At 71.9% G+C, this 22,138-nt stretch carries 20 protein-coding genes; 4 read left to right on the top strand and 16 right to left on the bottom strand.

The window, feature by feature from the left end; genetic code table 11:
* The first annotated feature begins 9 nt into the window (after positions 1-9).
* A complete protein-coding gene (locus tag BMX97_RS11725) occupies positions 10-1,566 on the top strand; it encodes a cytochrome c (protein WP_091749750.1) in 1,557 nt (518 codons plus the stop codon).
* 297 nt (positions 1,567-1,863) lie between these two features.
* Here the strand turns inward: BMX97_RS11725 and BMX97_RS32820 are convergent, their stop codons facing one another.
* The 13 genes from BMX97_RS32820 to BMX97_RS11665 form a co-directional block, all read right to left on the bottom strand.
* Positions 1,864-2,040, bottom strand: coding sequence for a hypothetical protein (locus BMX97_RS32820; protein WP_177202189.1), 177 nt, complete (start codon positions 2,038-2,040; stop codon positions 1,864-1,866).
* 302 nt (positions 2,041-2,342) lie between these two features.
* Positions 2,343-3,389, bottom strand: coding sequence for a photosynthetic reaction center cytochrome PufC (pufC, locus tag BMX97_RS11720; protein WP_060850011.1), 1,047 nt, complete (start codon positions 3,387-3,389; stop codon positions 2,343-2,345).
* Positions 3,386-4,366, bottom strand: a complete 981-nt coding sequence (gene pufM, locus BMX97_RS11715) for a photosynthetic reaction center subunit M (protein ID WP_091749747.1) — start codon at positions 4,364-4,366, stop codon at positions 3,386-3,388. Before pufM ends, pufC begins: the two co-directional genes overlap by 4 nt.
* A 58-nt stretch (positions 4,367-4,424) precedes the next feature.
* The gene (pufL, locus tag BMX97_RS11710; RefSeq protein WP_091749744.1) at positions 4,425-5,249 is read right to left on the bottom strand and encodes a photosynthetic reaction center subunit L; all 825 of its coding nucleotides are present in this window, start codon (positions 5,247-5,249) and stop codon (positions 4,425-4,427) included.
* Positions 5,250-5,354: 105 nt separating this feature from the next.
* Complete coding sequence (gene pufA, locus BMX97_RS11705; protein ID WP_091749964.1) at positions 5,355-5,534, bottom strand: light-harvesting antenna LH1, alpha subunit; 180 nt, start codon at positions 5,532-5,534, stop codon at positions 5,355-5,357.
* A gap of 16 nt (positions 5,535-5,550) precedes the next feature.
* Positions 5,551-5,781, bottom strand: a complete 231-nt coding sequence (pufB, locus tag BMX97_RS11700) for a light-harvesting antenna LH1, beta subunit (protein WP_091749741.1) — start codon at positions 5,779-5,781, stop codon at positions 5,551-5,553.
* 199 nt (positions 5,782-5,980) lie between these two features.
* Positions 5,981-6,190, bottom strand: coding sequence for a hypothetical protein (locus BMX97_RS11695; RefSeq protein WP_060850007.1), 210 nt, complete (start codon positions 6,188-6,190; stop codon positions 5,981-5,983).
* Positions 6,191-6,293: 103 nt separating this feature from the next.
* The gene (bchZ, locus tag BMX97_RS11690) at positions 6,294-7,754 is read right to left on the bottom strand and encodes a chlorophyllide a reductase subunit Z (protein WP_091749738.1); all 1,461 of its coding nucleotides are present in this window, start codon (positions 7,752-7,754) and stop codon (positions 6,294-6,296) included.
* Positions 7,754-9,286 carry a chlorophyllide a reductase subunit Y gene (gene bchY, locus BMX97_RS11685; protein ID WP_091749736.1) on the bottom strand — a complete coding sequence of 511 codons (1,533 nt, stop codon included), beginning with the start codon at positions 9,284-9,286 and terminating at the stop codon, positions 7,754-7,756. Before bchY ends, bchZ begins: the two co-directional genes overlap by 1 nt.
* 2 nt (positions 9,287-9,288) lie before the next feature.
* The gene (locus BMX97_RS11680) at positions 9,289-10,287 is read right to left on the bottom strand and encodes a chlorophyllide a reductase iron protein subunit X (protein ID WP_091749733.1); all 999 of its coding nucleotides are present in this window, start codon (positions 10,285-10,287) and stop codon (positions 9,289-9,291) included.
* Positions 10,284-11,219 (bottom strand): chlorophyll synthesis pathway protein BchC, encoded by a 936-nt coding sequence (gene bchC / locus BMX97_RS11675; protein WP_091749730.1) that lies wholly within the window; start codon positions 11,217-11,219, stop codon positions 10,284-10,286. Before bchC ends, BMX97_RS11680 begins: the two co-directional genes overlap by 4 nt.
* Before the next feature lie 113 nt (positions 11,220-11,332).
* The gene (locus tag BMX97_RS11670) at positions 11,333-12,496 is read right to left on the bottom strand and encodes a methyltransferase (RefSeq protein ID WP_091749728.1); all 1,164 of its coding nucleotides are present in this window, start codon (positions 12,494-12,496) and stop codon (positions 11,333-11,335) included.
* A gap of 321 nt (positions 12,497-12,817) precedes the next feature.
* A complete protein-coding gene (locus BMX97_RS11665; RefSeq protein WP_091749725.1) occupies positions 12,818-13,690 on the bottom strand; it encodes a polyprenyl synthetase family protein in 873 nt (290 codons plus the stop codon).
* A 134-nt stretch (positions 13,691-13,824) separates the two neighbouring features.
* Here BMX97_RS11665 and crtD point away from each other — a divergent pair, with 134 nt between their 5' ends.
* Genes crtD through BMX97_RS11650 form a run of 3 tightly spaced genes read left to right on the top strand, consistent with a single transcriptional unit; the run spans position 13,825 to position 16,786 of the window.
* Complete coding sequence (gene crtD, locus BMX97_RS11660) at positions 13,825-15,351, top strand: 1-hydroxycarotenoid 3,4-desaturase CrtD (protein ID WP_091749723.1); 1,527 nt, start codon at positions 13,825-13,827, stop codon at positions 15,349-15,351.
* Positions 15,348-16,202 carry a carotenoid 1,2-hydratase gene (locus BMX97_RS11655; RefSeq protein WP_091749719.1) on the top strand — a complete coding sequence of 285 codons (855 nt, stop codon included), beginning with the start codon at positions 15,348-15,350 and terminating at the stop codon, positions 16,200-16,202. The genes crtD and BMX97_RS11655 overlap by 4 nt, the downstream gene beginning before the upstream one ends.
* 56 nt (positions 16,203-16,258) lie before the next feature.
* Entirely contained in the window at positions 16,259-16,786 is a 528-nt protein-coding gene (locus BMX97_RS11650; protein WP_091749716.1) for a phosphate-starvation-inducible PsiE family protein, read from the top strand.
* A gap of 282 nt (positions 16,787-17,068) precedes the next feature.
* Here the strand turns inward: BMX97_RS11650 and BMX97_RS11645 are convergent, their stop codons facing one another.
* The 3 genes from BMX97_RS11645 to BMX97_RS11635 are packed head-to-tail and all read right to left on the bottom strand — an operon-like array spanning position 17,069 to position 21,958.
* Positions 17,069-17,731 (bottom strand): hypothetical protein, encoded by a 663-nt coding sequence (locus tag BMX97_RS11645; protein ID WP_091749713.1) that lies wholly within the window; start codon positions 17,729-17,731, stop codon positions 17,069-17,071.
* A gap of 13 nt (positions 17,732-17,744) precedes the next feature.
* Positions 17,745-18,944 (bottom strand): glycosyltransferase, encoded by a 1,200-nt coding sequence (locus BMX97_RS11640; RefSeq protein WP_091749710.1) that lies wholly within the window; start codon positions 18,942-18,944, stop codon positions 17,745-17,747.
* Positions 18,945-19,003: 59 nt separating this feature from the next.
* Complete coding sequence (locus BMX97_RS11635; protein WP_091749707.1) at positions 19,004-21,958, bottom strand: FkbM family methyltransferase; 2,955 nt, start codon at positions 21,956-21,958, stop codon at positions 19,004-19,006.
* Positions 21,959-22,138: the final 180 nt, after the last annotated feature.

Genomic DNA, 22,138 nt, shown 5'->3' with positions numbered 1-22,138 from the left:
GAAGCCCCGATGCGCCGCCAGCCCGCCACCCGTCGCCTGCTCAAAGCTCTTGCCTGCTCCAGCGCGCTCAGCCTCGCGGCCGGCGCGGCCCTGGCGCAGCCGGCCGGCTCCGACCTCGTCGAGAAGGGCCGCTACCTCGCCACCGCCGGCGACTGCGTCGCCTGCCACACGGCGCCGGGGGGCAAGCCCTATGCGGGCGGGCTCTACATCAACTTCCCGGGCGGCATCGGCAAGCTCGCGACCCCGAACATCACCCCCGACAAGGAGACCGGCATCGGCAGTTGGAGCGACGACGACTTCAAGCGCGCGATGCACCAGGGCATCACCAAGAGCGGCAGCTACCTCTACCCGGCGTTTCCCTTCCCCTGGTACACCCGCCTGACCGACGAGGACGTGCAGGCGATCAAGGCCTACCTGTTCTCCCTCGAGCCGGTGAACGCGCCGCGCAAGCCGACCGACATCGCCTTCCCGTTCAGCATCCGCGAGGGATTGCTCGCGTGGCGCCTCGCCTTCTTCACCGAAGGACGGTTCAAGCCCGATCCGCAGGCGAGCGAGCAGGTCAACCGCGGCGCCTACCTGGTCGGCGGCCCGGGCCATTGCGGCGCCTGCCACAACGGCAGCAAGCTCGTCGGCGCCTCGCAATGGAGCGGCTACCTCGAGGGCGGCACGATCGACGGCTGGTACGCGCCCAACCTCTCGGGCGACGACAAGGAGGGGCTGGGCAAGTGGAGCGAGGACCAGCTCTTCACCTACCTCAAGACCGGCGCGGCGCCCGGCCGGGCCGGCGTGGTCGCCGGGCCGATGCGGCAGGTGATCGAGGAGAGCTTGAGCAAGATGACCGACGAGGACGTGCGCGCCATCGCGGTCTACCTCAAGACGCTGGCGCCCAAACCCACCTATACGCCCGACGTGAAGTCCGACTTCAAGCAGGCCTCGGCCCCGGGGGCGGACGTCTATCTCAACCGCTGCGTCGCCTGCCACCGGCCGGACGGCCAGGGCCAGCCGGGAGCGATCCCGGCGCTGGCGGGCAACGGCGCGGTGCTGGCCAAGGGCCCCGAGACGGTGATCCGGGTGATCCTCGGCGGCCTCGACGCCAAGGGCGAGTACGCGGCGATGCCGGCGGTGGGCGTCGGCATGACCGACGCCGACGTGGCGGCGGTGACGAACTACGTTCGCCAGACCTTCGGCAACGAGGCCCCGCCGACCGCCGAGCCCGGCCAGGTGGCGAGCCTGCGCGCCGAGACCCAGAGCATGCTGGCCGGCAACGCCCCATGCGAGACCGTCTCGAACCCGACGCTGGTCGAGGCACTGAAGACCGTCGACGCGGCGGGCCAGCTCAAGGACCTCAAGGCCGAGCAGATGCTGCCGCGGGTGAGCGCCCTGCTGCCGGCCCTGCGCCAAGCCGCGCCGCAGGCGAGCTCGGCCGACCTGGTCAACGGTCTGACCGCCACCTTCTGCCAGGTGGCCGACCACAAGGCCACCGGCCTCGACTGGCCGACGACGATCGGCAGTTTCGCCGGTGTGGTTTACGGGCAGATCAAGTCCCCGAGCCGGGCCGAGAAGTAGCCGGCAGGATCCGGTCGCGGTCGATCTCCGACGGATCGCGCGAGAGCCCTCCCCCTCGGCGGGGGAGAGTGTCCGGCTGCGAGTGCGGGGCGCTCGTGCGCCGGACGGGAGAGGGGACTCGGCTTTCGGACACGGCAGAACCGTCGTGAGGGCGCCTTCTAAATCGCGCTCGCGTAACCCTCTCGGCGGGATTTGCGTCCCGCTGCGCCTGCTCCGCGAGCGACCCTCCCCCGCAGGGGGAGAGGGTCACGCACGACGCGCCCTGCATCACCAGACACGCCGTTCAAAGGTTTCGCTTCACCGGGGATCCACCCCCTGGTGCGGCCGCGGCGGGCCGCCGTGGTGGTCGGTGAAGCTCGAGCGCTCGCCGGTCTCCTTGGCGCGCTGGACGCGCATGCGCTGCCAGATCAGGAACAGGATCACGAGCGCGAAGGTCGTGAAAGCCAGCATGTAGATCAGGCCGGAATCGCCCATGGCCGTTGCCTCCTTGTCGCGCCCCGGGGGGCAGAGAGTGACGGGCGCACGGGCGGCGGGTGCCGTCGCACGCTTCAAATGAAACTCTTCGATCCGTGCATTCCGCCGCTGCGGCAAATCGTCGTGAGATGACAGAAAGAAATCGCCCCGATCTCATTGGGCGGAATACGGTTCGATCGCCGGCAATCGATTGTCCATCATCGAAGGATCCGGATGCGAGAAGGCCCCGGCTCCTCTCGGAACCGGGGCCTTCCTCGGGCGACGATCGGGCGATGCGGCCTCACGGCGCCTTCGATATCGCCTCACGGCGCCTTGGGCATCGGCCCTCCGGCGAGCTCGGGATAGTCCTTGAGCATCTGGGCGCCGTTGAGGGGCTTGGCCAGGCCCTGGTGGCAGGTGGTGCAGTTGGCCTTGGGCGGGTCGCCCTCGGGCCCGAGGCGGGCCTCGGGCAGCACCGGGGTCAGGGGCTCGATGAAGTTGCCGTTGATGTCGCGTACCATCCGGATGCCGTGCCAGGCGGTGACGCGCTTCGGGGTGCTTTCCTCCCATGAGGAGAAGGCGCGGCTGTTGTGGCAGTAGGTGCAGTTGACGCCCAAACCCTCCGCCATGTGGATCATCAGGGCGTAGGTCTTCTCCGTGGTCTGGAGCGACTTCGAGGGGCTCGTCGGCAGGGCCGTCCTCGCGGCGACCCGGACGGCGTTCTGGTCGATGTCCTTGTTGCCGAGCAGGTCCTTGTAGGGGTCGTAGTTGAGCGAGGTCAGGCCGGCCTCGGGCGCGGGATGGTTCTGGCCGCCGTCCCGCGCCGCGAAGCCGAGGGCGTGGGGCGGTCCGGGATTGTCGTGCCAGACCGCCTTCGGCACCGGGTTGCCGCGGTGGCAGGTGTAGCAGGTCACGCCGGTCTGTCCGACGTGGTTCTGCCAGTCGGCGTTGATGTGCCGGACCATCCGGAGCATCGAGCGCGCCACGGTCTTCGCGTAGACGCTATCGTCGGCCATGTTCTCGACGTTGTGGCAGTAGGCGCAACCCTGCTCGGGTGCCACCCACTCGGTGATCGAGGCCATCACGCGGTTGAACTGGTCGGTCGAGAGGTCCGTCAGCACCTTCACGTTCTGGTAGGCTTGGGTCGCGGGCTCGCCGCCGGGCGGGACCGGGTCCTGGGGGGCCGGGGCGGCGTTCTCCTCGAGCTTGACCGCCAGCGTGCGGGGGTTCTGCACCTGCACCATGCCGGTGCCGCGAAATCCCGTCTGCTCGGAGCGGACCGGGGGCCTCGTCCAGCCCGCGGTGCCGAACATCGCGCCGGTGAGCAGCACCGCCACCACGACGCCGAGGATTTGGAGCGCGAGCTTCATGGCGTGCCTCCCGGATTCGTGAGCGGATCCACCACCGGGCCGTAGATCTGCGGGTAGTGCGGGGCGACGCCGTGCTTGACCGCCCAGAGGTACCAGTTGTCGACCACCGTGCCGGTGAGCAGGATGCCGATGCCGCCGGTCAGCGTCGTCAGGAAGGCGAACCACCACAGCCAGCGGTGGACCGATTCCATCGTGGCGTTGAAGCCCATGGTCCAGCGCCAGAACAGGGCGGCGCGCTCGGTCGCGGTGCCGCGATCCACGATCTGCTCGATCTCGCGCTCGCCGCCGTAGCGGCTCACCGCCAGGATGGTGGCGCCGTGCATGGCAAACAGCATCGTCGACCCGTACAGGAAGACGATCGAGAGCATGTGGAACGGGTTGTAGAACAGGTTGCCGTAGCGAAGCGAGAACGCGGCGGTCCAGTCGAGGTGCGGGAAGATCCCGAACGGTACCGCCTCGCTCCAGCTCCCCATCAGGATCGGCCGGATGAAGCCGAGCACCAGGTAGAGCCAGATCGCCGAGGCGAACGCCCAGGGGACGTGGTAGCCCATCCCGAGCGCCCGGGCGCGCCGGAACAGCCGGACCCACCACAGCAGGATCGAGGCGGTGAGGAAGAAGCCGGCGAGCAGCCACCAGCCGCCCTCGGCCAGCGGCGGCAGGATCTTGAGGCCGTATTCCGGTCGGGGCGGCTCGAGGGCGAGCCAGGGCAGCTGGCGGACGAACTGGACCGGATCCCAGTTCACCGAGGCCCACATGTTGAGCCCGATGATCTCGAAGGCGATGACCCCGCTCGCGATCGACAGCGTGCCGAGGGTGCCGAGGTAGATCGGGCCGATCTGGGCGTTGCCGACGAGGCCGGCGAGGTAGTTGAAGCCGCCCTTGCCGACGCGGTTCTCGATCTCCGGGATCTCGACGCCGGCCTCCGGGTGGAGCGGGTGGACTTGGATCTGGGTGTAGATGTTCTGGTAATACCCCATGGCGGCGGATGCCTTCTGACGGTGTTGGGGCGAACGCGGCGGGACACGCGGGCAGGGCTCAGCGCCAGATCGGCAGGCTCAGCCACCAGCCCCACCATTCGGGCCAGCCGCGGGTCCAGAACGGGCCGCTGATGACGATGCAGACCGCGCTCCAGAACCCGGCCGAGAGGGCGAGGAACAGGCCGAGGCGATGGATGCCGATCGTGCCGATCGAGTAGCCGATCGTGTCGCGGAAGAAGGTGTCCTCGTGCTCGGGGGTCTTGACCACCTCGCCCTTCGGCGGATTGGTCGAGGACAGGATCAGCGAGCCGTGCAGCGACAGTGCGAAGGTCGTCGTGAAGAAGAACGTCACGCCGAGCATGTGCGCCGGGTTGTAGTGGAAATGGAGATACTGGTAGCCGACGTTCGACACCCAATCGAGATGGCTGAGGATCCCGTACGGAAAGCCGTGGCCCCAGGCGCCCATCAGCATCGGCCTGACGACCACCAGGGTGACGTAGGCGAAGATCGCTACCGAGAAGGCGAAGGGCACGTGGTAGCCCATGCCGAGCTTGCGGCAGATCTCGACCTCGCGCAGGGCCCAGGACCCGAAGGAGCCGATGGCGCAGAAGGTGATGATCTGCCAGAGGCCGCCCTCGCGCAGCGGCGCCAGCGCCAGGCCGTATGAGAGGTCGGGCGGCGCGATGTTGATCTGCCAGACGTTCCAGGTCGGCCCGAGCGCCGCGCCCCAGACGATCAGTCCGGTGCCGAGCAGGATGAAGAACAGGCCCGTCACTCCGAAGAATCCGACGTAGAACGGCCCGACCCAGAAATCGAACAGGTCGCCGCCGAGCAGCGTGCCGCCGCGGACCCGGTATTTGCGCTCGAAGTTCAGCATGGCCATGGCGCGGCCCTCCCCGTCCGCGAGAAGCGTGGTGGCCGCGGGCGGGGCCGTGACGGCCCGTCCGCGGTGCGGAGGCACTCCGGGGAGCACCCGGGTCCGCCGGCCTCAGGTCGGCAGGACGTGGATCTGGGCGATGTCCGCCTTCTTGACCGCCGGGCCCTCCAGCCAGTTGAACCGGTTGGTGCTGAGCAGGATGAAGTGGATCAGGATCGCCAGCACGAACAGGAAGGTGGCCAGGGCCACCAGCGTGCGCCGCGGGTCGAACAGAAGCCAGACCTTGTGCATGTTGTTCATTCCTTCCTCACGAGATGAAGGGCATGATGCTGGTGGCGGCGACCTTCACGCCGCTCTCCAGCGCGGAATAGCCGTTCGGTCCGGGCAGCCACGGCCGCCAGAGCCAGACGAGGAAGTGCGCGACGACCGCGATCGCCGTGAAGATGATGAAGCTGGTGACGAAGATCCCGTGGAACTCCTTCGCCTCCTCTTCGGTGAGTCCTGACAGTACGCTGGGTTTGTCCATGCCGTTGGCCATTGCCGAACCTCCGGATGCGGATCCGCGCGGGGGCTCCCGCGCGGCTTTGCCCGGCCGTGACGGACGGGCGGTCTCTCCGCCGCCCATGCCGGCAGCGGAAACTCGGCCCCGGAAGGCGCGGGCCCGAAGGCTCCGGGCCTTCGGGGGGCCTGAACCCGGGAGGCCTCAGCCCGAAAGGCGCCTCAGCTCGAAAGGCGCCTCAGCCCATGAACGCGAAGGGGATCGCCGAGAGCGCCATCGCCCGCGCCTCGCCGAAGACCGAGCGGCGGGGCCCGTCGGCCGGCGCGCCGGGGCGCAGGCGCTGCAGCAGGGCCGCGACCAGGAAGATCGGGTAGGTCACCGCCAGGAAGGCCCGGAACTGGACCGCTTCCGAACGGGACCGCGACACCGTGACGAACGAACGGGACATGGTTCCGGCTCTCATGATCTCGGATCTCCTCCCTGGCCCGCGGGATTCGCGAGGCGTCTCGATGGCCGGCGCGGCGGGGGCCGCGCCGGAAAGGGCACGGCGTTCAGGCCGCCGCGAGGGCGATACGGGCGCGCTCGACGAAGGCGCCGGTCACGCTGTCGGAGCCGGCTCGGGTGGCTTCGCGCTCGGCGGCGTCGCGCAGCCGCTTGGCGAAGGAGATCCGCACCAGGACCGGGCTCTCGGCCACCGAGGCGTCGAGATGCTGGCGGGCCTCGTCGTCCCAGGGAAGGGCGCGGTGCGCGCGGGCGGGCGTGGCCTCGACGGCGTCCATGTCGCGCGACAGCGGCAGGATGTGGAAGAGCGCGTCGAACAGCGCGTTGCACACCTCCTGCACCAGGTAGGTCGCGCCCGAGTAGCCCATGAACGGCGTGCCGGTGTGGCGCCTGACCACGGCGCCGGGGAACGAGGCCGGGATGAACATCGCCCTGCCCCCGCTCTCTGCGAGGTAGAGGCGCTCGTTGTAGGAGCCGAACAGCACCAGCGGCGGCGTCTCGCGGATGGCTTGCCGGACCGCCGCGTTGTCGGGCTTGGCGCCGGCCTTTCGCGAAAAGCTGAACCGGCACGGCAGCCCCATCTCGTCCTCGAGAAAGTGGCGCAGGCCCCTTGCGTAGGTGTCGGTCGCCACCACGCCGAAGCTCGCCGAGGCGAAGAAGTCCTGCGTCACCGAGCGCCACAGGTCCCACAGGGGCTTCAAGGTCGTGTGCTTCTCGCGCTCGATGAACGGCTCGGGATCGACATCCAGGATCTCGCCGAGCGCGCGCAGGAACTTGGTGGTGCTGTGCACGCCGATCGGCGCCTGGAGGTAGGGCCGGTCGAGGGCCTCGCAGAGGAGCCGCCCGAACTCGCGGTAGAGGCAGATATTGGCGTCGGCCTCGACGAGTCGGGGGATGTCGGCGAGATGCGTGCCGAGCGGGAAGACCAGGTTGACCTCGGCGCCGATGCCCTCGACGAGGCGCCGGATCTCGGCGAGGTCGGAGGGCATGTTGAAGGTGCCATAGGCCGGGCCGATCAGGTTGACACGGGGTTTCACCCCCGGTGCCCGCTCCGGCCGGGGCGGGATCACGCCCTTCTTGGCCGCTTTCTTGGCGCCGTACTCGGCCCAGAGCCAGGACAGGGCCCGGTCGGCGGCCTGCCACTGGTCCTCGTCGATGGTGCGGGGCAGGAAACGCTGGAGGTTGGTACCCTCCGGCGTCACGCCGCCGCCGATCATCTCGGCGATCGAGCCGGTGACGACGACGCTCGGCTGCGCCGGATCGAGCGTCGCGTGGGCGCGGCGCATCGCGCCCTCGGTGCCGTGGCGGCCGAGTTCCTCCTCGGCCAGCCCCGTGACGACGATCGGCAGTTCGTGCGGCGGCAGCGCGTCGGTGTAGTGCAGCACCGAGGTCACCGGCAGGTTCTCGCAGCCCACCGGGCCGTCGATGACCACCTGCAGGCCCTTCACCGCGGTGAAGACGTAGACGGCGCCCCAGTAGCCGCCGGCGCGGTCGTGATCGAGGACGAGCATCAGGCCATCTCCCCGACCGGCTTCTCGGGCGCAGGCCGCTTCACCACCGCGCGCTTCTTCGGCACGTTTTCCCAGATCCCGGCGGCGTGCCCCGTCCCGACACCGGCGAAGAACGACCGCATCGCGTCGAACCGCTCGGCCTGCCCCATCGCCCCGTTGACGACCTGCGCGAGCGAGCCGGCGCCGGCGACGCCCATCAGCGGCCGGGCCGAGATCAGGTTGGTGAAGTAGAGGGCGGGGATCGCCCGCTCCTTGGCCTTCTGCACCACCGGCGTCGTGCCGATGGCGAGGTCGGGCCCAAATTCCTCCACCGCCTGCAGGTCCTGCTCCAGGGAGGCGCGGAACTGCACCCGGCAGCCATGGGCCTCGAGCCAGTCGCGGTCGGCCTCCGAGTGCCTGGTGCGCGGGCAGGCGGTGCCGATATAGGGCACCTCGGCGCCGCTCTCGACCAGCAGGCGGGCCACCAGCAGCTCCGAGCCCTCGTAGCCGGTGAGCGTGATCCGGCCGCGGATCGGGTTGGCGGCAAGCGCGCCGCGGATCGCCGGCAGGAACCGGTTCTTGGCCGCCGCGACCATCGCGGGCGCGACCCCGCAGGCCTCCCCCACCGCGTCGAGCCAGGCGGCGGTGCCGTCATGCCCGACCGGGGCGGAGGCGATGGCCGGGCGGCCCGCCGCCTCGAACTCGCGTAAGGATGCGGTGTAGAACGGGTGGATCGCCGCCACCGCCGTGCAGTCGAGCGCGGCGTACAATTCGCGCCATTCCCGCGTCGGCACGACCGGACCGGCGGCGAGCCCGAGCGGATCGAGGAGCGCGCCGATCTGCATCGGATCGGCCGGGAACATCTCGCCGAGCAGCGCGATCGTCGGGCGCCCGTCCCGGGGCTGGCGCGGCGCCGCGACGGGGCCGTGCTCGGCTTCCGCCCGCGCGACCTTCAGCATCGCGCCCGCGAGCACGTCCTTGGCCTCGGCATGCGTCGGCACGCCGAAACCCGGAACGTCGATCCCGATGATCCGCACCCCGTCGATCTCGCGCGGCAGGAGCCGCAGCGGCACCCCGGAGGCGGTGGGGACGCAGAGGTTGATGACGACGACCGCGTCGTGGAGCGCCGGGTCGGCGGTCTCGCGCACCGCGTCGCGGATGTCCTCGAACAGCTTGCCGGTGACGAGCGTCTCGGAGTTGAACGGCACGTAGCCGACGGTCCGGCGCGCGCCGTAGAAGTGCGAGGTGAAGGTCAGCCCGTAGACGCAGCAGGCCGAGCCCGACAGGATCGTGGCGGTGCGTCGCATCCGCAAGCCCACCCGCAGCGCCCCGAAGGCCGGGCACATGCTCTGCGGCTGGTCGTGCGGGCCGACCGGGTAGTCGCGCTTCAGCGCGTCCAGGGTCTCGCCCATCCCTGCGGCTTTCGCCGCGTTCTGCATCGTCGCCTTGCCGGAATGGCAGCCGAGCCCGTCCTGGCGCGTCGCCTCCAGGTTGACCGGGGCGTCGACGGGGGTGCGGGCGCGTAAGGCTGCGAGATCGAGGGAGGCGCCCATGGTCACACCGCCTCGTAGACGACTTCGAGGGAGGGTTTCCGCTCGACGGCGCGGCCGCGCATGTCGGCATCGCTCGCCGGATCGAGCACCACGCCGCGCCCGACCGCCTCGCCCTTGAACAGGCCCAGCAGCTGGTCCTGGCTGAGCGGCGTCGGCCGGTGCGGCAGGGCGGTGCCGATGTTGTCGGCGAGTTCGGCAAAGAGCGGGCCCCAGCGCCCGTCCGGCCGGCCGATGATCTCGTAATTCGCGCTCTTCTTGCGGATGTCGTCGTCGGCGGGGATCGAGGCGAGGATCGGGATGCCGGCGGCCTCCGCGAAGGCCTGCGCCTCGCCGGTGCCGTCGTCCTTGTTGATGACGAGGCCGCCGACGCCGACATTGCCGCCGAGCTTGCGGAAATACTCCACCGCCGAGCAGACGTTGTTGGCGACGTAGAGCGATTGCAGGTCGTTCGAGCCGACGACGATGACCTTCTGGCACATGTCGCGGGCGATCGGCAGGCCGAAGCCGCCGCAGACCACGTCGCCCAGGAAGTCGAGCAGGACGTAGTCGAAGCCCCATTCGTGGAAGCCGAGCTTTTCCAGGAGCTCGAAGCCGTGGATGATGCCGCGCCCGCCGCAGCCGCGGCCGACCTCGGGCCCGCCGAGTTCCATGGCGAAGACGCCGTCGCGCTTGAAGCAGACGTCGCCGATCTCGACCGATTCGCCCGCGAGCTTGCGCCGGGTCGAGGTCTCGATGATCGTCGGGCAGGCCCGGCCGCCGAACAGCAGCGAGGTCGTGTCGCTCTTCGGGTCGCAGCCGATCAGCAGCACCCGCTTGCCCTGCTGGGCCAGCATGTAGGACAGGTTGGCGAGCGTGAAGCTCTTGCCGATGCCGCCCTTGCCGTAGATCGCGATGATCTGGGTCTCGCGGGTCGCGGCGGTCGGCACCGGGTCCGGCGGGATTGCGGCCTCGGCGCGCAGGATCGAGGCCTGGAGGGCGGCGCCGGTCAGCGAAGCGTTCATGGCTGGGCTCTCCAATCGAGGACCATCTTGAGGCAGGCGGGGTCGCCGAAGGCGACGGGGTAGGCCTGTGCCGCCGCCCCGGCCGGGCGGCGATGGGTGACGAGGCCGTCGAGGGACAGCGTCCCGGCGCCGGCGAGCGCCGCCACCGCGTCGAGGTCGCCGGGCTGCCACTGCGCGGCGACGCGGATGCGGGCCTCGCGCAGGAAGGCCGGCGGAAAGGCGAAGGCGAGCGGCGCCTCGTAGAAGCCGGCCAGCACCACCTCGCCGCCGGGCGCGAGCCGGGCGATCAGGGTGTCGAGGAGGCCGGCATCGCCGCTGGCGTCGAGGATGCGGGCGTAGGCCGTCTCGTCCTGGGCCGGGTCGATCACCGCGTAGCCGTCGGCACCGGCGCGGCGGGCGGGATCGCGCTCCCACACCACCGGGTCGTGGCCCGAGGCCCGCAGGAGGCGGGCGAGGAGCCGGCCGAGCACACCGTGCCCGACGACGAGCTGGCGGCCTTCGCCTTCGCTGCCGGCGAGGGCGTGGCGGGCGGTGGCGGCAAGCGCCAGCAGGATGCCGCGCTCGCCCAGCGACTCGGGGATCGGCCGCAGCCGGTGGCCGACGGAGACGAGGTGCGAGGCCGCGCCGCCGAACAGTCCGCGGACCGGCCCGAAGCAGCGCGCGCCCGGCACGAACACCGTCTCGCCGACCCGGCGGCCTGATTCGGGGCCGGCCTCGACCACGACGCCGACGGATTCGTAGCCCGGCACCAGCGGGTAGCCCATGCCGGGGAAGTCCGGCATCCGCCCGGACCAGAGCAGGCGCTCGGTGCCGGTGCTGATGCCGCTCCAGGCGACCGCCACGGTGGCGTCCGCGGGGCCGGGTGCGTCGAGAGCGAGGTCGGCGAGGCCGAGCCGTTCGGGACGGTCGAGGATCACGGCCTGCGCGTGCATGCGGTTCGGCCCCCCGCCTGTGCGGTGACACCGCTCGAAGCGGCAGATGTCATCTTAGTTGGACGAATACGTGCGTCAAGTTTACTTTACACTTTTACGCCGGAGACCCCCGATCATGGCGCCGCGGCGACGAGCAGGCGCACCAGCATCGGCCGGCGGGTGCGGTGCTCGCGGACCCGGGCGAAGCCCGCCTCGCGGAGCATGGCACCGAGTTCGTCGGCGGTACGGGGCCGGCCGCTGCCCATGGCGAGGAGGTAGAACCCGAAATAGGCGTCGCCGACCGGCTCGGCGCCCGGAGTACCGGCCATCGGTTCGGCGACGAGGAGCCGGCCGTCGGGCGGCAGGGCGGCGCGCGCGTTGCGCATCAGAGCGAGCGCCGGCGCGTCGTCGTGATCGTGGACCACGCGCACCAGCGAGGCGACGTCCGCCCCGCGCGGCAGCCCGTCGTGGAAGGAGCCACCGACGGTCGCGGCGCGGGTCGACAGGCCTTCCTGGGCGAAGCGGCGCGCGGCCCGGGCCGCCACCGGCGGCAGGTCGACCAGGGTGACGCGCAGGCGAGGACTCGCCCGCGCCGCCTCGACCGCGAAGGCGCCCTCCCCGCCGCCGATCTCGAGGAGGTGGGCGTGGCGGGCAAGCGGATAGGCATCGAGGATGTCGCGGGCGACGAGGGCCTGCGAGGCGCCCATCAACGCGCCGTAGGGCGCCGCCACGGCGTCCCCGACCTCCGTCGGGTCGTCGGCGCCCGCATAGGCCCAGTAGCCGGAGAGCCGCGTCGGTCCGCCGGTGCCGCGCAGGAGCGCCACGGGATCGCGCAGGTCGTCGTACAGGAGGGCGTGGTGGGCCACCATCGCGGCGACCGACGGGTTGCCGAGCAACGCCGCCCCGAGGTCGCCGAGGGCGAAGCGGCCGTCGCGCAAGCGTGTCAGGAGCCCCAGGGAGGCCGCGGCCCGCAGGAGGCACAGGGCCCGGTCCGGCGGCAGGTCGAGGCGGCGCGCGAGGTCGTCGGGCGTCATCGGCCCATCGGCGAGGACGCCGAACAGGTCGAGGCTAAGACATGCCGTCAGCACCTGGGCGTAGACCGCACCGGCGCAGAGATCGAACAGGGCCCGCGCGTTGCGTCGGGCCACTGGCCGCGTCGGCGGAAAGGCGGCGGCGAAGCGCTGGAAGCCGGGGCTGGCGATCAAGCGGTGGCGCCAGGCGAGAAGGCGGTCGCGCCATCCGGGATGTGACGGCGAGGCAATCGGGGCTGTCGGAAGGGCGTGCGGGCCGGGCCTCATGACCCTGCCCCCTCTGCGCAGGGCTGTCCGTGGAAAGGTCTGTCGCGGGCAATCTCCTCTCCCCGCGGGCGGGAAGAGGGCCGACGACACCTTGTCGTGCAGTCGGCAAGCGCAGGCGCAGCCGGAGCGAGGGTGAGGTGCCGGAGGAGTCCTATCCGGAACCACCCCCTCACCCTCGCCCTGCGGGCTCGCTGCGAACCCAACAAGGGGTTTCCCCTCTCCCCGCCCGCGGGGAGAGGGGAAACCCGCGCCTTTTCCCGTCCCCGGACAGTCCTTTGCAGAGGGGAGAGGGTTCGGGGACGAGCCACTCCAGTCATCGTTTCAAGCCACCAGGCTCTGCGCCAGCCGCTCCGGCAGGAACCGCCGGGTCTGGGCCAGGATCTCGCCGCGCAGGGCCACGATCCCGGGACAGTCGGGGATCACCTCCATGGCCTCGTGGGCGAGGTCGGAGAGGCGGCGCAGGGCCCCGTCCATGCCGAGCAGCGCCGCGGCGTTGGGCCGCCCGAGGGTGACGTCGCGCCCGACCGGCTTGCCGATCTCCTCCTGGCGGCAGGCGACGTCGCGCAGGTCGTCGGCGACCTGGTAGGCCTCGCCGAGATATTCGCCGAGCAGCCGCCAGCCCATCGGCTCGGCCCCGGCCGAGGCGGCGCCCGTAACGGTGGCGGCGGCAAAGAGCGCCCCGGTCTTCGCCTGCTGGTAGGCCGAGAGGCCGACCTGCGGCTCGGATTCCCAGGCCTGTCCGGCGACGATACCGGCTGGCGAGCCGACGGCGCGCGCCACCAGCCCGACGAGGGCGGGCAGGCGCGCAGGCCGCCGCGCCGCACCGCGGGCGAGCGTCTCGAAGGCGAGCACAATCAGCGCGTCGCCCGTCAGGACCGCCACCGGCTCGCCGTAGGCGACGTGGACCGTCGGCTTGCGGCGGCGCTCCGCCGCGTCGTCGAAGCAGGGCAGGTCGTCGTGGACCAGCGAGGCGCAGTGCAGAAGCTCGATCGCCGCCGCTGCGGCGTCCGCCGTCGCCGGGTCGTCGTCGCCGCAGGCCCGCGCCACGGCGAGGCAGAGCCGCGGCCGGATCCGGTGCCCGCCCGGGAAGACGGCGTAGCGGATCGCCTCCGCCAGCCGCGGCGGCGCGCCGGGCGCCTCCGCGTAGGACACGGCCACGTCCAGGGCCTGCTCGATGCGCCGACCGTCGTCCATCCGATCCTCCTTGGCGTGCTCCCTCGACCGTGTGTCCCGGGCGCTCGTCCCGGGGCCCCGCGTCGAGGCGTCATTTTGTTTGAACATTTCAAACTGTCAATTTAGATTGACACTGTCGGGGGAGGATCGACGCCGTGCCGGACGAACGGGTGGTGGTGATCGGCGCAGGAATCGGCGGCCTCGTCGCCGCCCTGAAGCTCGCCGCCGCCGGGCTTCCCGTGACGCTGGTCGAGAAGGAGGCCCGTCCCGGCGGCAAGATGCGCCGGGTCGCGGCCGGGCCGGTGACGGTCGAGGCCGGCCCGACCGTCTTCACGATGCGGTGGGTCTTCGAGGAGATCTTCTCGGAGTGCGGCGCGGACCTCGCCGCGCGGGTGGCCCTGCGCCCGGCCGACATCCTCGCCCGCCACGCCTGGGGCGCGAACGCGCATCTCGATCTCTTCGCCGATCCGGAGCGGTCCGCCCGGGCCATCGCGGATTTCGCCGGCCCGCGGGAGGCGGAGGGCTTCCGCCGCTTCCGCGAGCAGGCCGGCGCGATCTACCGCGCCCTCGAAGGGCCGTTCATCCGCGGCGAACGTCCCACTCCCCTCGACCTCGTGCGGCGGGCCGGGCCGCGCGGCCTCGGCGGGCTGATGCGGATCCAGCCCTTCACCACCCTGTGGGCGGCGCTCGGCGAGCACTTTCGCGATCCGCGCCTGCGCCAGCTCTTCGGCCGCTACGCCACCTATTGCGGCTCCTCGCCGTTCTCCGCCCCGGCGACCCTGATGCTCGTGGCGCATGTCGAGATGGCCGGGGTCTGGACCGTGGCGGGCGGCCTGTCGCGGCTGGCCGGCGCCGTGGCGGACCTCGCCGCGGAGCACGGCGCGGATTTGCGCTACGGCACCGGCGTCGAGCGGATCCTGGTCGAGCACGGGCGCGTCGCCGGCGTCGTCCTCGCCACCGGCGAGCGGCTGCCCGCGACCCACGTGGTGGCGAATGGCGACGCCGCGGCCCTGGCCGAGGGGCTGTTCGGGCCGGAGGCCGCCCGGGCGGTCGACCCGGTGCCGGAGCGCGAGCGCTCGCTCTCGGCGGTGACCTTCGCGGTGGCGGGGCGGCCCGCGGGCTTTCCGCTGGTGCGCCACAACGTCTTCTTCTCGGCCGATTACGCCGCCGAGTTCGCCGACCTCGCCGACCACGCCCGCCTGCCGCGGGACCCGACCGTCTACGTCTGCGCGCAGGACCGCGAGGACGACGGTGCGCCGCCCGGTGCGCCGGAAGCCCTGCTCTGCCTCGTCAACGCGCCCGCCCGCGGCGCCGCCCTGTCGCCCCAGGAGATCGCCCGATGCCACGACACGATGAGCCGGCGGCTCTCCGCCTGCGGCCTGACGATCGGCGAGACGGCGCGGACCGCCACGACGCCGGCGGATTTCGCCCGTCTGTTCCCGGCGACGGGCGGGGCGCTCTACGGCCGGGCCTCGCACGGCTGGATGGCGTCGTTCCGGCGTCCGGGCGCACGCACGACGGTGCCGGGGCTGTACCTGGCGGGGGGCAGCGTCCATCCGGGGCCGGGCGTGCCGATGGCGGCGCAATCGGGCCGGCTGGCGGCCGCGAGCGTGCTGCAGGACCTCGCTTCGACCGCCCGGTCGCGCCGGGCGGCTATGCCTGGTGGTACGTCGATGCGGTGAGCGACGACGGGCAGCACGGCCTGACCGTGATCGCCTTCCTGGGCAGCGTGTTCTCGCCCTACTACGCCTGGAGCGGCCGCGGCGACCCGATCAACCACTCGGCGGTCAACGTGGTGCTGTACGGTCGCCCCAAGGCCTGGGCGATGACCGAGCGCAGCCGGCGCCACGTCGACCGGACCGCGACCTCGCTCGCCATCGGCCCGAGTTCCCTCGACTGGGACGGCACCACCCTGACGATCCGGATCGACGAGGTGACGACACCCCTGCCCTCGCGGCTCTCCGGCACGATCCGGGTCCGGCCCGGCGGGTTCACGCCCGCCCCCTTCACCCTCGATGCGGGAGGGCAGCACCGCTGGTGGCCGCTCGCGCCCTCCTCGCGGGTCGAGGTGGCGTTCGACCGGCCCGGCTTGCGCTGGAACGGTCACGCCTATTTCGACACCAACGACGGCGACGGGCCGCTGGAGGACTCGTTCAGGAGCTGGACCTGGTCGCGCGCGACGCTCCGGCACGGCGCGGCGATCCTGTACGACGTCGCGCGGCGCGACGGCGGCCGCCAGGAGCTGACGCTGCGCTTCGATCCCGACGGCACCCCGCGGCCGATCGAGCCGCCGGTGCCGGCCGCGCTGCCGCGCACGCTCTGGCGCCTGGAGCGGGCCACCCGCAGCGACGACGGGCAGGCGAGCGTGCTGCGCCGGTTCGAGGACGCGCCGTTCTATTCGCGCTCGCTGCTCTCGGCGCGGATCTGCGGCGAGGCGGTGGAGCCGGTGCACGAATCGCTCGACCTCGACCGGCTCACCCACCCGCTGGTGCGGTTCATGCTGCCCTTCCGCATGCCCCGTCCCCACGGCTGAGCGCCCGCGCATCCAGGGCCGAGCGCCGCCCCGTCCACCCGTCCCCGGAGAACGCCATGGTGGAGACCGCGAAACTCGAGAAGGCCGAGAAGGAGGGCGGGTGGCTCACCCGGCTCTCCGCCTTCGTCTTCCTGCACACCGAGCACGCGATCTACGCCGCCCTCGGCGTGCTGCTCGCTCTCACCGCCGTGATGGCCCTGGTGGACGCCGCCGGCATGACCCTCAAGGCGGTGACCTCGGTCGGCGCCGCCGCGCAGCTCCTCGACGTGGTCGACCGGCTGCTGTTCCTGCTGATGCTGGTCGAGATCCTCCACACCGTCCGGGTATCGATGCGCTCGGGGCGCCTGACCTGCGAGCCGTTCCTGATCGTCGGCCTGATCGCCTCGATCCGGCGCGTGCTGGTGCTGACGCTCCAGACCGCCGAGCAGATGCACGCCGCCGACTGGAGCCCGCAGAAGGAGGCGCTGTTTCGCGCCTCGATGATCGAGCTCGGGGTGCTGGCCGGGCTGATCCTGGTGATGGTGGTGTCGATCTTCCTGCTCCACCGCGCCCGGGACACCGGTGCGCCGGCGGGCGAGGAATAGTCGTGGGGACCGGCGTGCAACCCCCGCCGGCCGCACGGCATTGACGGGGTTGGATCTGGTGCAACCGAAGGAGGCGCGTGATGGGCTTGCTGTTCTTCCTGGTCTTCGTCTGTCCGTGGATCGTGGTGGCGATCGTCTCGAGCCGCGGCTCGCTGATGAAGGTGAAGCCGTTCTGAGCACGACGCGTCGCCGCCTCGGCGACGACGACAGGACGCTTCGGGAGGAGCCGCGTCCCGAAAGCTCCGCCCGAAGCCCAACCCGGGTGACGGGACGCCTGCGCCCTCAGGCGAAGGGGCCGAACCGCCACCAGCGCCGGGCGGGCGCCCGCGCCTCGGCCGCATCCCGCGCGAGGCGGTGGACCAGCGGGTTGCAGGCCTCCTGGTCGGCCAGGAGCGGCGAGGCCGGCAGGCGCGAGAGGCCGTGCCGCGCCCGGTAGGCGGCGGCGTCGAACTCGTGACCGGTGTCGAGGTCCCGCCGGGCGCCGTGGCGCAGGAGATGCGCGAACGCATCCCGGTTACGGCCGATCTCGGCGCCGTAGCGCGCGAGGTAGCCGGCGAGGTCGAACCGCGCGTTCGGCGCGTAACGCTGGCTGCGGCGGTGCTGCAGGTAGTGGTGCAGGGCCGGGGTGCCGCGGGGCAGCCCGTAGGTCGCCGCGTACCAGGCCGGATCGAAGTAGCAGACCGGGCGCAAGCCCTTGCGCTCGCCGGCCTCGACGTAGTGCCGGACCGGGTTCACGCCGTCGCGCGCGCCGCCGAGATAGAGGTCGGCGTACCAGCCCGGATCGAAGTAGAGGTTCGGGCGCCGGCCCTCGCGGGCGCCGAACCGGCAGAAATGCTCCAGCGGATCGGCGCCGTCCGCGACCACGTCGGGCGATTCGAGCAGGTAGTGATTGACGTCGAACAGGCCCGAGGAGGCGATGAGGTCGTAGTCCCTTGAGGTGGTCATGACGGCCCGGCTGTCATTTCGGCACCGGCGCCTGCCCGGACCAGTGGGTCGACAGATCGCTCGGCGCGATGCCTGGGCGCGTCGTGTGCAGGAAGCCGCGGCGCCGATCGAGCGGGACGGGCATCCGCTCCAGGGCGCGCCGGGCGTTGACGGCGAAGCGCTTGCGCTCGGCCTCGGGCGCGGTCGGGCAGGCCATCAGGTCGAGGCTGGCCGCGAGGGCATGCCAGTAGCGGCCGATCTCGTAGGCGTTGAGCGCGTACTCTTCGCGCAGGGCCCAGGCGTAGATCCACGGCATGACGAACAGCCCGGCTTCCGGCGGCCGCAAGGACAGGCCGGCCTCGGCGAAGTGGAACCCCTCTTCGCAGCGTCCGGCGAGGCGGCAGGCGCGGGCAGCGGAGAAGCGCGCCTCCGCCCGGTGCGGACCGAGCGCGATGGCCCGGCGGCAGGTCGCCAGGACCTCGTCCAGGGGCCGACCGAGTTCCGCCATCAGGTCGGCGGCGGAGACGAGGGCGACATAGACCTCGTCCGGCCCGAAGCCGAGCTCGGCCCGTCGCAGATAGGCGTCGATCGCCTCCGCACGGGCTTCGTCGCCCCGATAGCTCTGGCCGAGATAGAAGGTGTAGCGGGAGACGAGGAACGGGTCGGTCTCCGTCCGCAAGGCGGCCTCCAGGATCGCGATGTCGCGCCGGACAGTCCCGGGCTCGCGGCGGCGGGCCCCGTCGTGGTGGCGCCGCATGGCAACGTCCAGGAAGACCGGGGGCTGCGCCTCCGGGCAGGTGACGAGTTCGTGCAGCACCCCGCGGTAGCGCCACGGCAGGGCGTTCCGCATCAGCTGGATCCGCCGGAAGCCGTGCCAGCCATTGATGATGGTGATCTCGTAAGCATCCGCCGTGAGGGCGGGCAGGACGAAGCGAGGTGGTAGGACCATCTCGTCGTCGGCGTCGATGACCAGCGTGTAGGTGCCGTGCGGGCGCGCCAGCGCCAGCGCCTCGGAGCGGTTGTGGGCGAAATCGACCCAGGGGCGCTCGACCAGCTCGCCCGGTAGGTCGGCAAGGATCTCCCGCACCAGGTCCTGGGTCCCGTCGGTGGAGCCGGTATCGACGACGATCCAGTGGTCGATGAGCGGGCGCACCGAATCCAGGCACCGGCGGATCACCGGAGCCTCGTTCTTGACGATCATCGCGAGGCAGAGGGTCTGGCCGGACGGCGTCATTCAGGGTCCTGCTGAGGACGCGGGCGATCGCGTCGCGATTCGGAGATCGGCGGCGCCCGTCACGATGCCACGACGGACGCATAGTAGTGCGTCGTCTCGAAATGCAGCTCGACCCGCGACCCGGCGATCCAGTCGGTAGCGTAGTGCGTCTGGCCGCGGCAGCGTTCGATGAGGTCGGTGCGCTCGTTGGGGATCGCCAGGTGGTCGGTCGGCCACTCGTTGCGGATCCGCAGCAGGCTGTAGCCGAGGCCGAGCAGATGCTCGATCACCGCCTTCGAGCTGGAGCCGTGCCGGCGCAGGTGCTCCTCCTCGATCTCGACGAACAGGACCGGACGGTCCCGGGCGAGGAGGTCGCGCATGCCGGCGAACGCTACGGCCTCCGCGCCCTGGATGTCCATCTTGACGAGGGCGACCGGCGGCAGGGGCAGGTCGTCGAGCCGGACCGTGAAGGCGAGGTCGCCGCCATGGCCGGACCCGGCCCGGCCGATGCCGGTATGCCCGATGTTGAGGGCGCCGCCCGCCGTCAGGGTCGCCTCGAGCGGCTCCATCTCGATCGTGTCGCCGGAGCGGTCGGTGACCGCCATCTTGTAGGTGCGGACGTGGTGGCAGCGGTTGGCCAGGACGTTCCGCTGCAGCAGCGAGAAGCAGAGGTCGAGCGGCTCGAAGGCGTGGACCGAGCCGCGCGGCACGAGGCCGGCGAGGCGGACGGTGTGGTAGCCGAGATTGGCGCCGAGATCGACGACGTTCGAGGCCTCGTCGAGGACGAGGCGGGCGAAGTCGATCAGGTGCGGCTCCCACTCGCCGGTCTGCGCGATGGTGCGGCCGATGAAGTCCTGCTCGACCACCACGAAGGTGCCGTGCCGCGCCTCGACCGTGCGCAGGCTCGGGACGAAGCGGGGGCTTGGTGCCGGCGCCGCGAGCCCGTCGACGAGGGCCTGCCAGGCGGGCACCCGCACCCGCCAGTCGTAGGCCTGCCGGCAATGCGCCTGCTGCGCCGCCGCCCGCTCGGGGGCGCCCTGCCAGGGATCGGCCAGTTCCTCGGTGAGCAGGGCCGCGAAGGTGCGGGCGTGCTCGGCCGGGTCGGCGACGAAGGGATAGAGGCGCGCAAAGCCCGCGGCGGTCTCCGGCAGCGCCCCGAGGCTCGGGCAGATCACCCGGCAGCCCGCCGCCATCGCCTCGATGACCGCGAGGCACGAGGTCTCCGCGAAGGTGTTCGGATAGGCCAGGATGTCGATGTCGGCGAGCGCGGCGCGCAGCTCGGCATTGGGCAGGAGCCCGTGGTAGTGCACGTTCGGCAGCGCCGCGGCGCGGGCATAGAGCGTGGCGTAGGGCGCGTCGTCGGCGCCCGGGCCGTAGAGCTTGTGCGACGACCAGACGTGCAGCTCGGCCTCCTCCGGCGCGGCCTGCGCCCAGGCCTCGAGCAGCACCGACAGGCCGCGATAGGGCGTGCTGGTATAGGCGACCTTGAGCGGGCGGCGACGGGCGGGCGCGCGGTCGCGGTCCGGCACCTCGGTGGCGTTGCGCAGCACCAGGCAGCGTTCGGCCGGCAGGGCGAAGGCGGCGAGGAACTGGGCCCGCTGCCACTCCGAGACGAAGACGAAGCGCGCCACGCGGCCCACCTTGGCGGGATCGCGCAGCCAGGCCACGGCGGGCTGGTCGGGGGCGTGGTGGATCCAGACCACGAGCGGGCGCCCGTCGATCCGGCCCTCGTCGTAGCCGTTGAGGCAGAGCTGGATGCGCTGGAGCGCCGGCCCGAGGCGCCGGGACAGGCCCTCGTGCATCAGCTCGGTGCCGCCCTGCGGCCGCGCCGGCACCCAGGGCTGGTGACGGGTCAGGCCGGACCAGAAGCCCGGCAGCTCGCTCGGGGCGATGCCCGGCCGCGTCGTCGCCAGGAAGCCGCCCCGGCCCTCCGAGGGGATCGGCAGCTTCTCGAGGGCGAAGCGGGCATTGGCGGCGTAGCGCTTGCGCTCGCCCTCCGGCGCGGTCGGGCAGGCCAGCAGGTCGAGGCAGGCGGCGAGGCTGTGCCGGTAATGGCCGGCCCAGTAGGCGTTAACCGCGTACTCGTCCCGCAGGCCGTACTCGTAGATCCAGGGCTCGCCGAACAGCCCGCCCTCCGGCTTCCCCAGGGCCAGGGCGGCCTCGGCGAAGCGGAACCCCTCCTCGTAGCGCTCGGCGAGGCGGCAGGCATAGGCGGCGTGATGGGGCGCCTCGGCCCGGTGCGGGCAGAGCGCGATGGCCCGGCGGAAGGCCGCCAGGGCCTCGTCCAGCGGCCGCCCGAGGGTGCCCATCAGCCGGGCCGCGGCGACGAGGGCGACGTAGGCCTCCTCGTGCCAGTATCCGAGATCCGCCCGCCGCAGGTAGGCGGCGACCGCCTGCTCGTAGGCGCCGCAATCGCGGTAGCTCTGGGCGAGGTAGAAGGTGTAGCGGGAGACGAAGAACGGGTCCGTCTCCGTCGCCAGCGCCGCCTCCAGGACCGCGGCGTCGCGCCGGTAGGTCTCGCCGTCGCGGCGGCGGGCGCCGTCGTGGTTGCGCCGCATGGTCAGGTCGAGGAGGGCGCGGTCCGTCCCGTCCGGGCATTCGACGAATTCGTGCAGCACCCCACGGTAGCGCCATGGCAGCGCGTTCCGCACCAGCTGGATCCGCCGGTAGACGAGCCCGACATCCGCGATGGCGACCTCGTAGGCATCGGCCGTAAGGTCGGGCAGGACGTAGCCCGGCGGCACGATCATCTCGTCGTCGGCATCGATGACCAGGGTGTAGGTGCCGTGCGGGCGCGCCAGCGCCAGCGCCTCGGAGCGGTTGTGGGCGAAATCGACCCAGGGGCGCTCGACCAGCTCGCCAGGAAGGTCGGCGAGGATCTCCCGCACCAGGTCCTGGGTCCCGTCGGTGGAGCCGGTATCGACGACGATCCAGTGGTCGATGAGCGGGCGCACCGAATCCAGGCACCGGCGGATCACCGGGGCCTCGTTCTTGACGATCATCGCGAGGCAGAGGGTCTGGCCGGACGGAGTCATGCGGGGTCCTGGTGCGCGGACCATGCCGCGAAGCGAGGGAGGGGCGGGCGCCGGCAGGGACGATCCGGACCAGCGGTGCTCCGGGCAGCGGTGCTCCGGGCAGCGGTGCTTCGGGCAGCGGTGCTTCGGGAATGAGGCCGGGGTGGGGTCGGCGCGTGGGCCGTTGCCTCTCCCGGCGGG

This window comes from Methylobacterium sp. ap11 (genome assembly GCF_900110515.1).
Taxonomy (GTDB): Bacteria; Pseudomonadota; Alphaproteobacteria; order Rhizobiales; family Beijerinckiaceae; genus Methylobacterium; species Methylobacterium ajmalii.
Note: the sequence above shows the minus strand (reverse complement) of the source record. Positions and strands in the feature narration are given on the sequence as shown.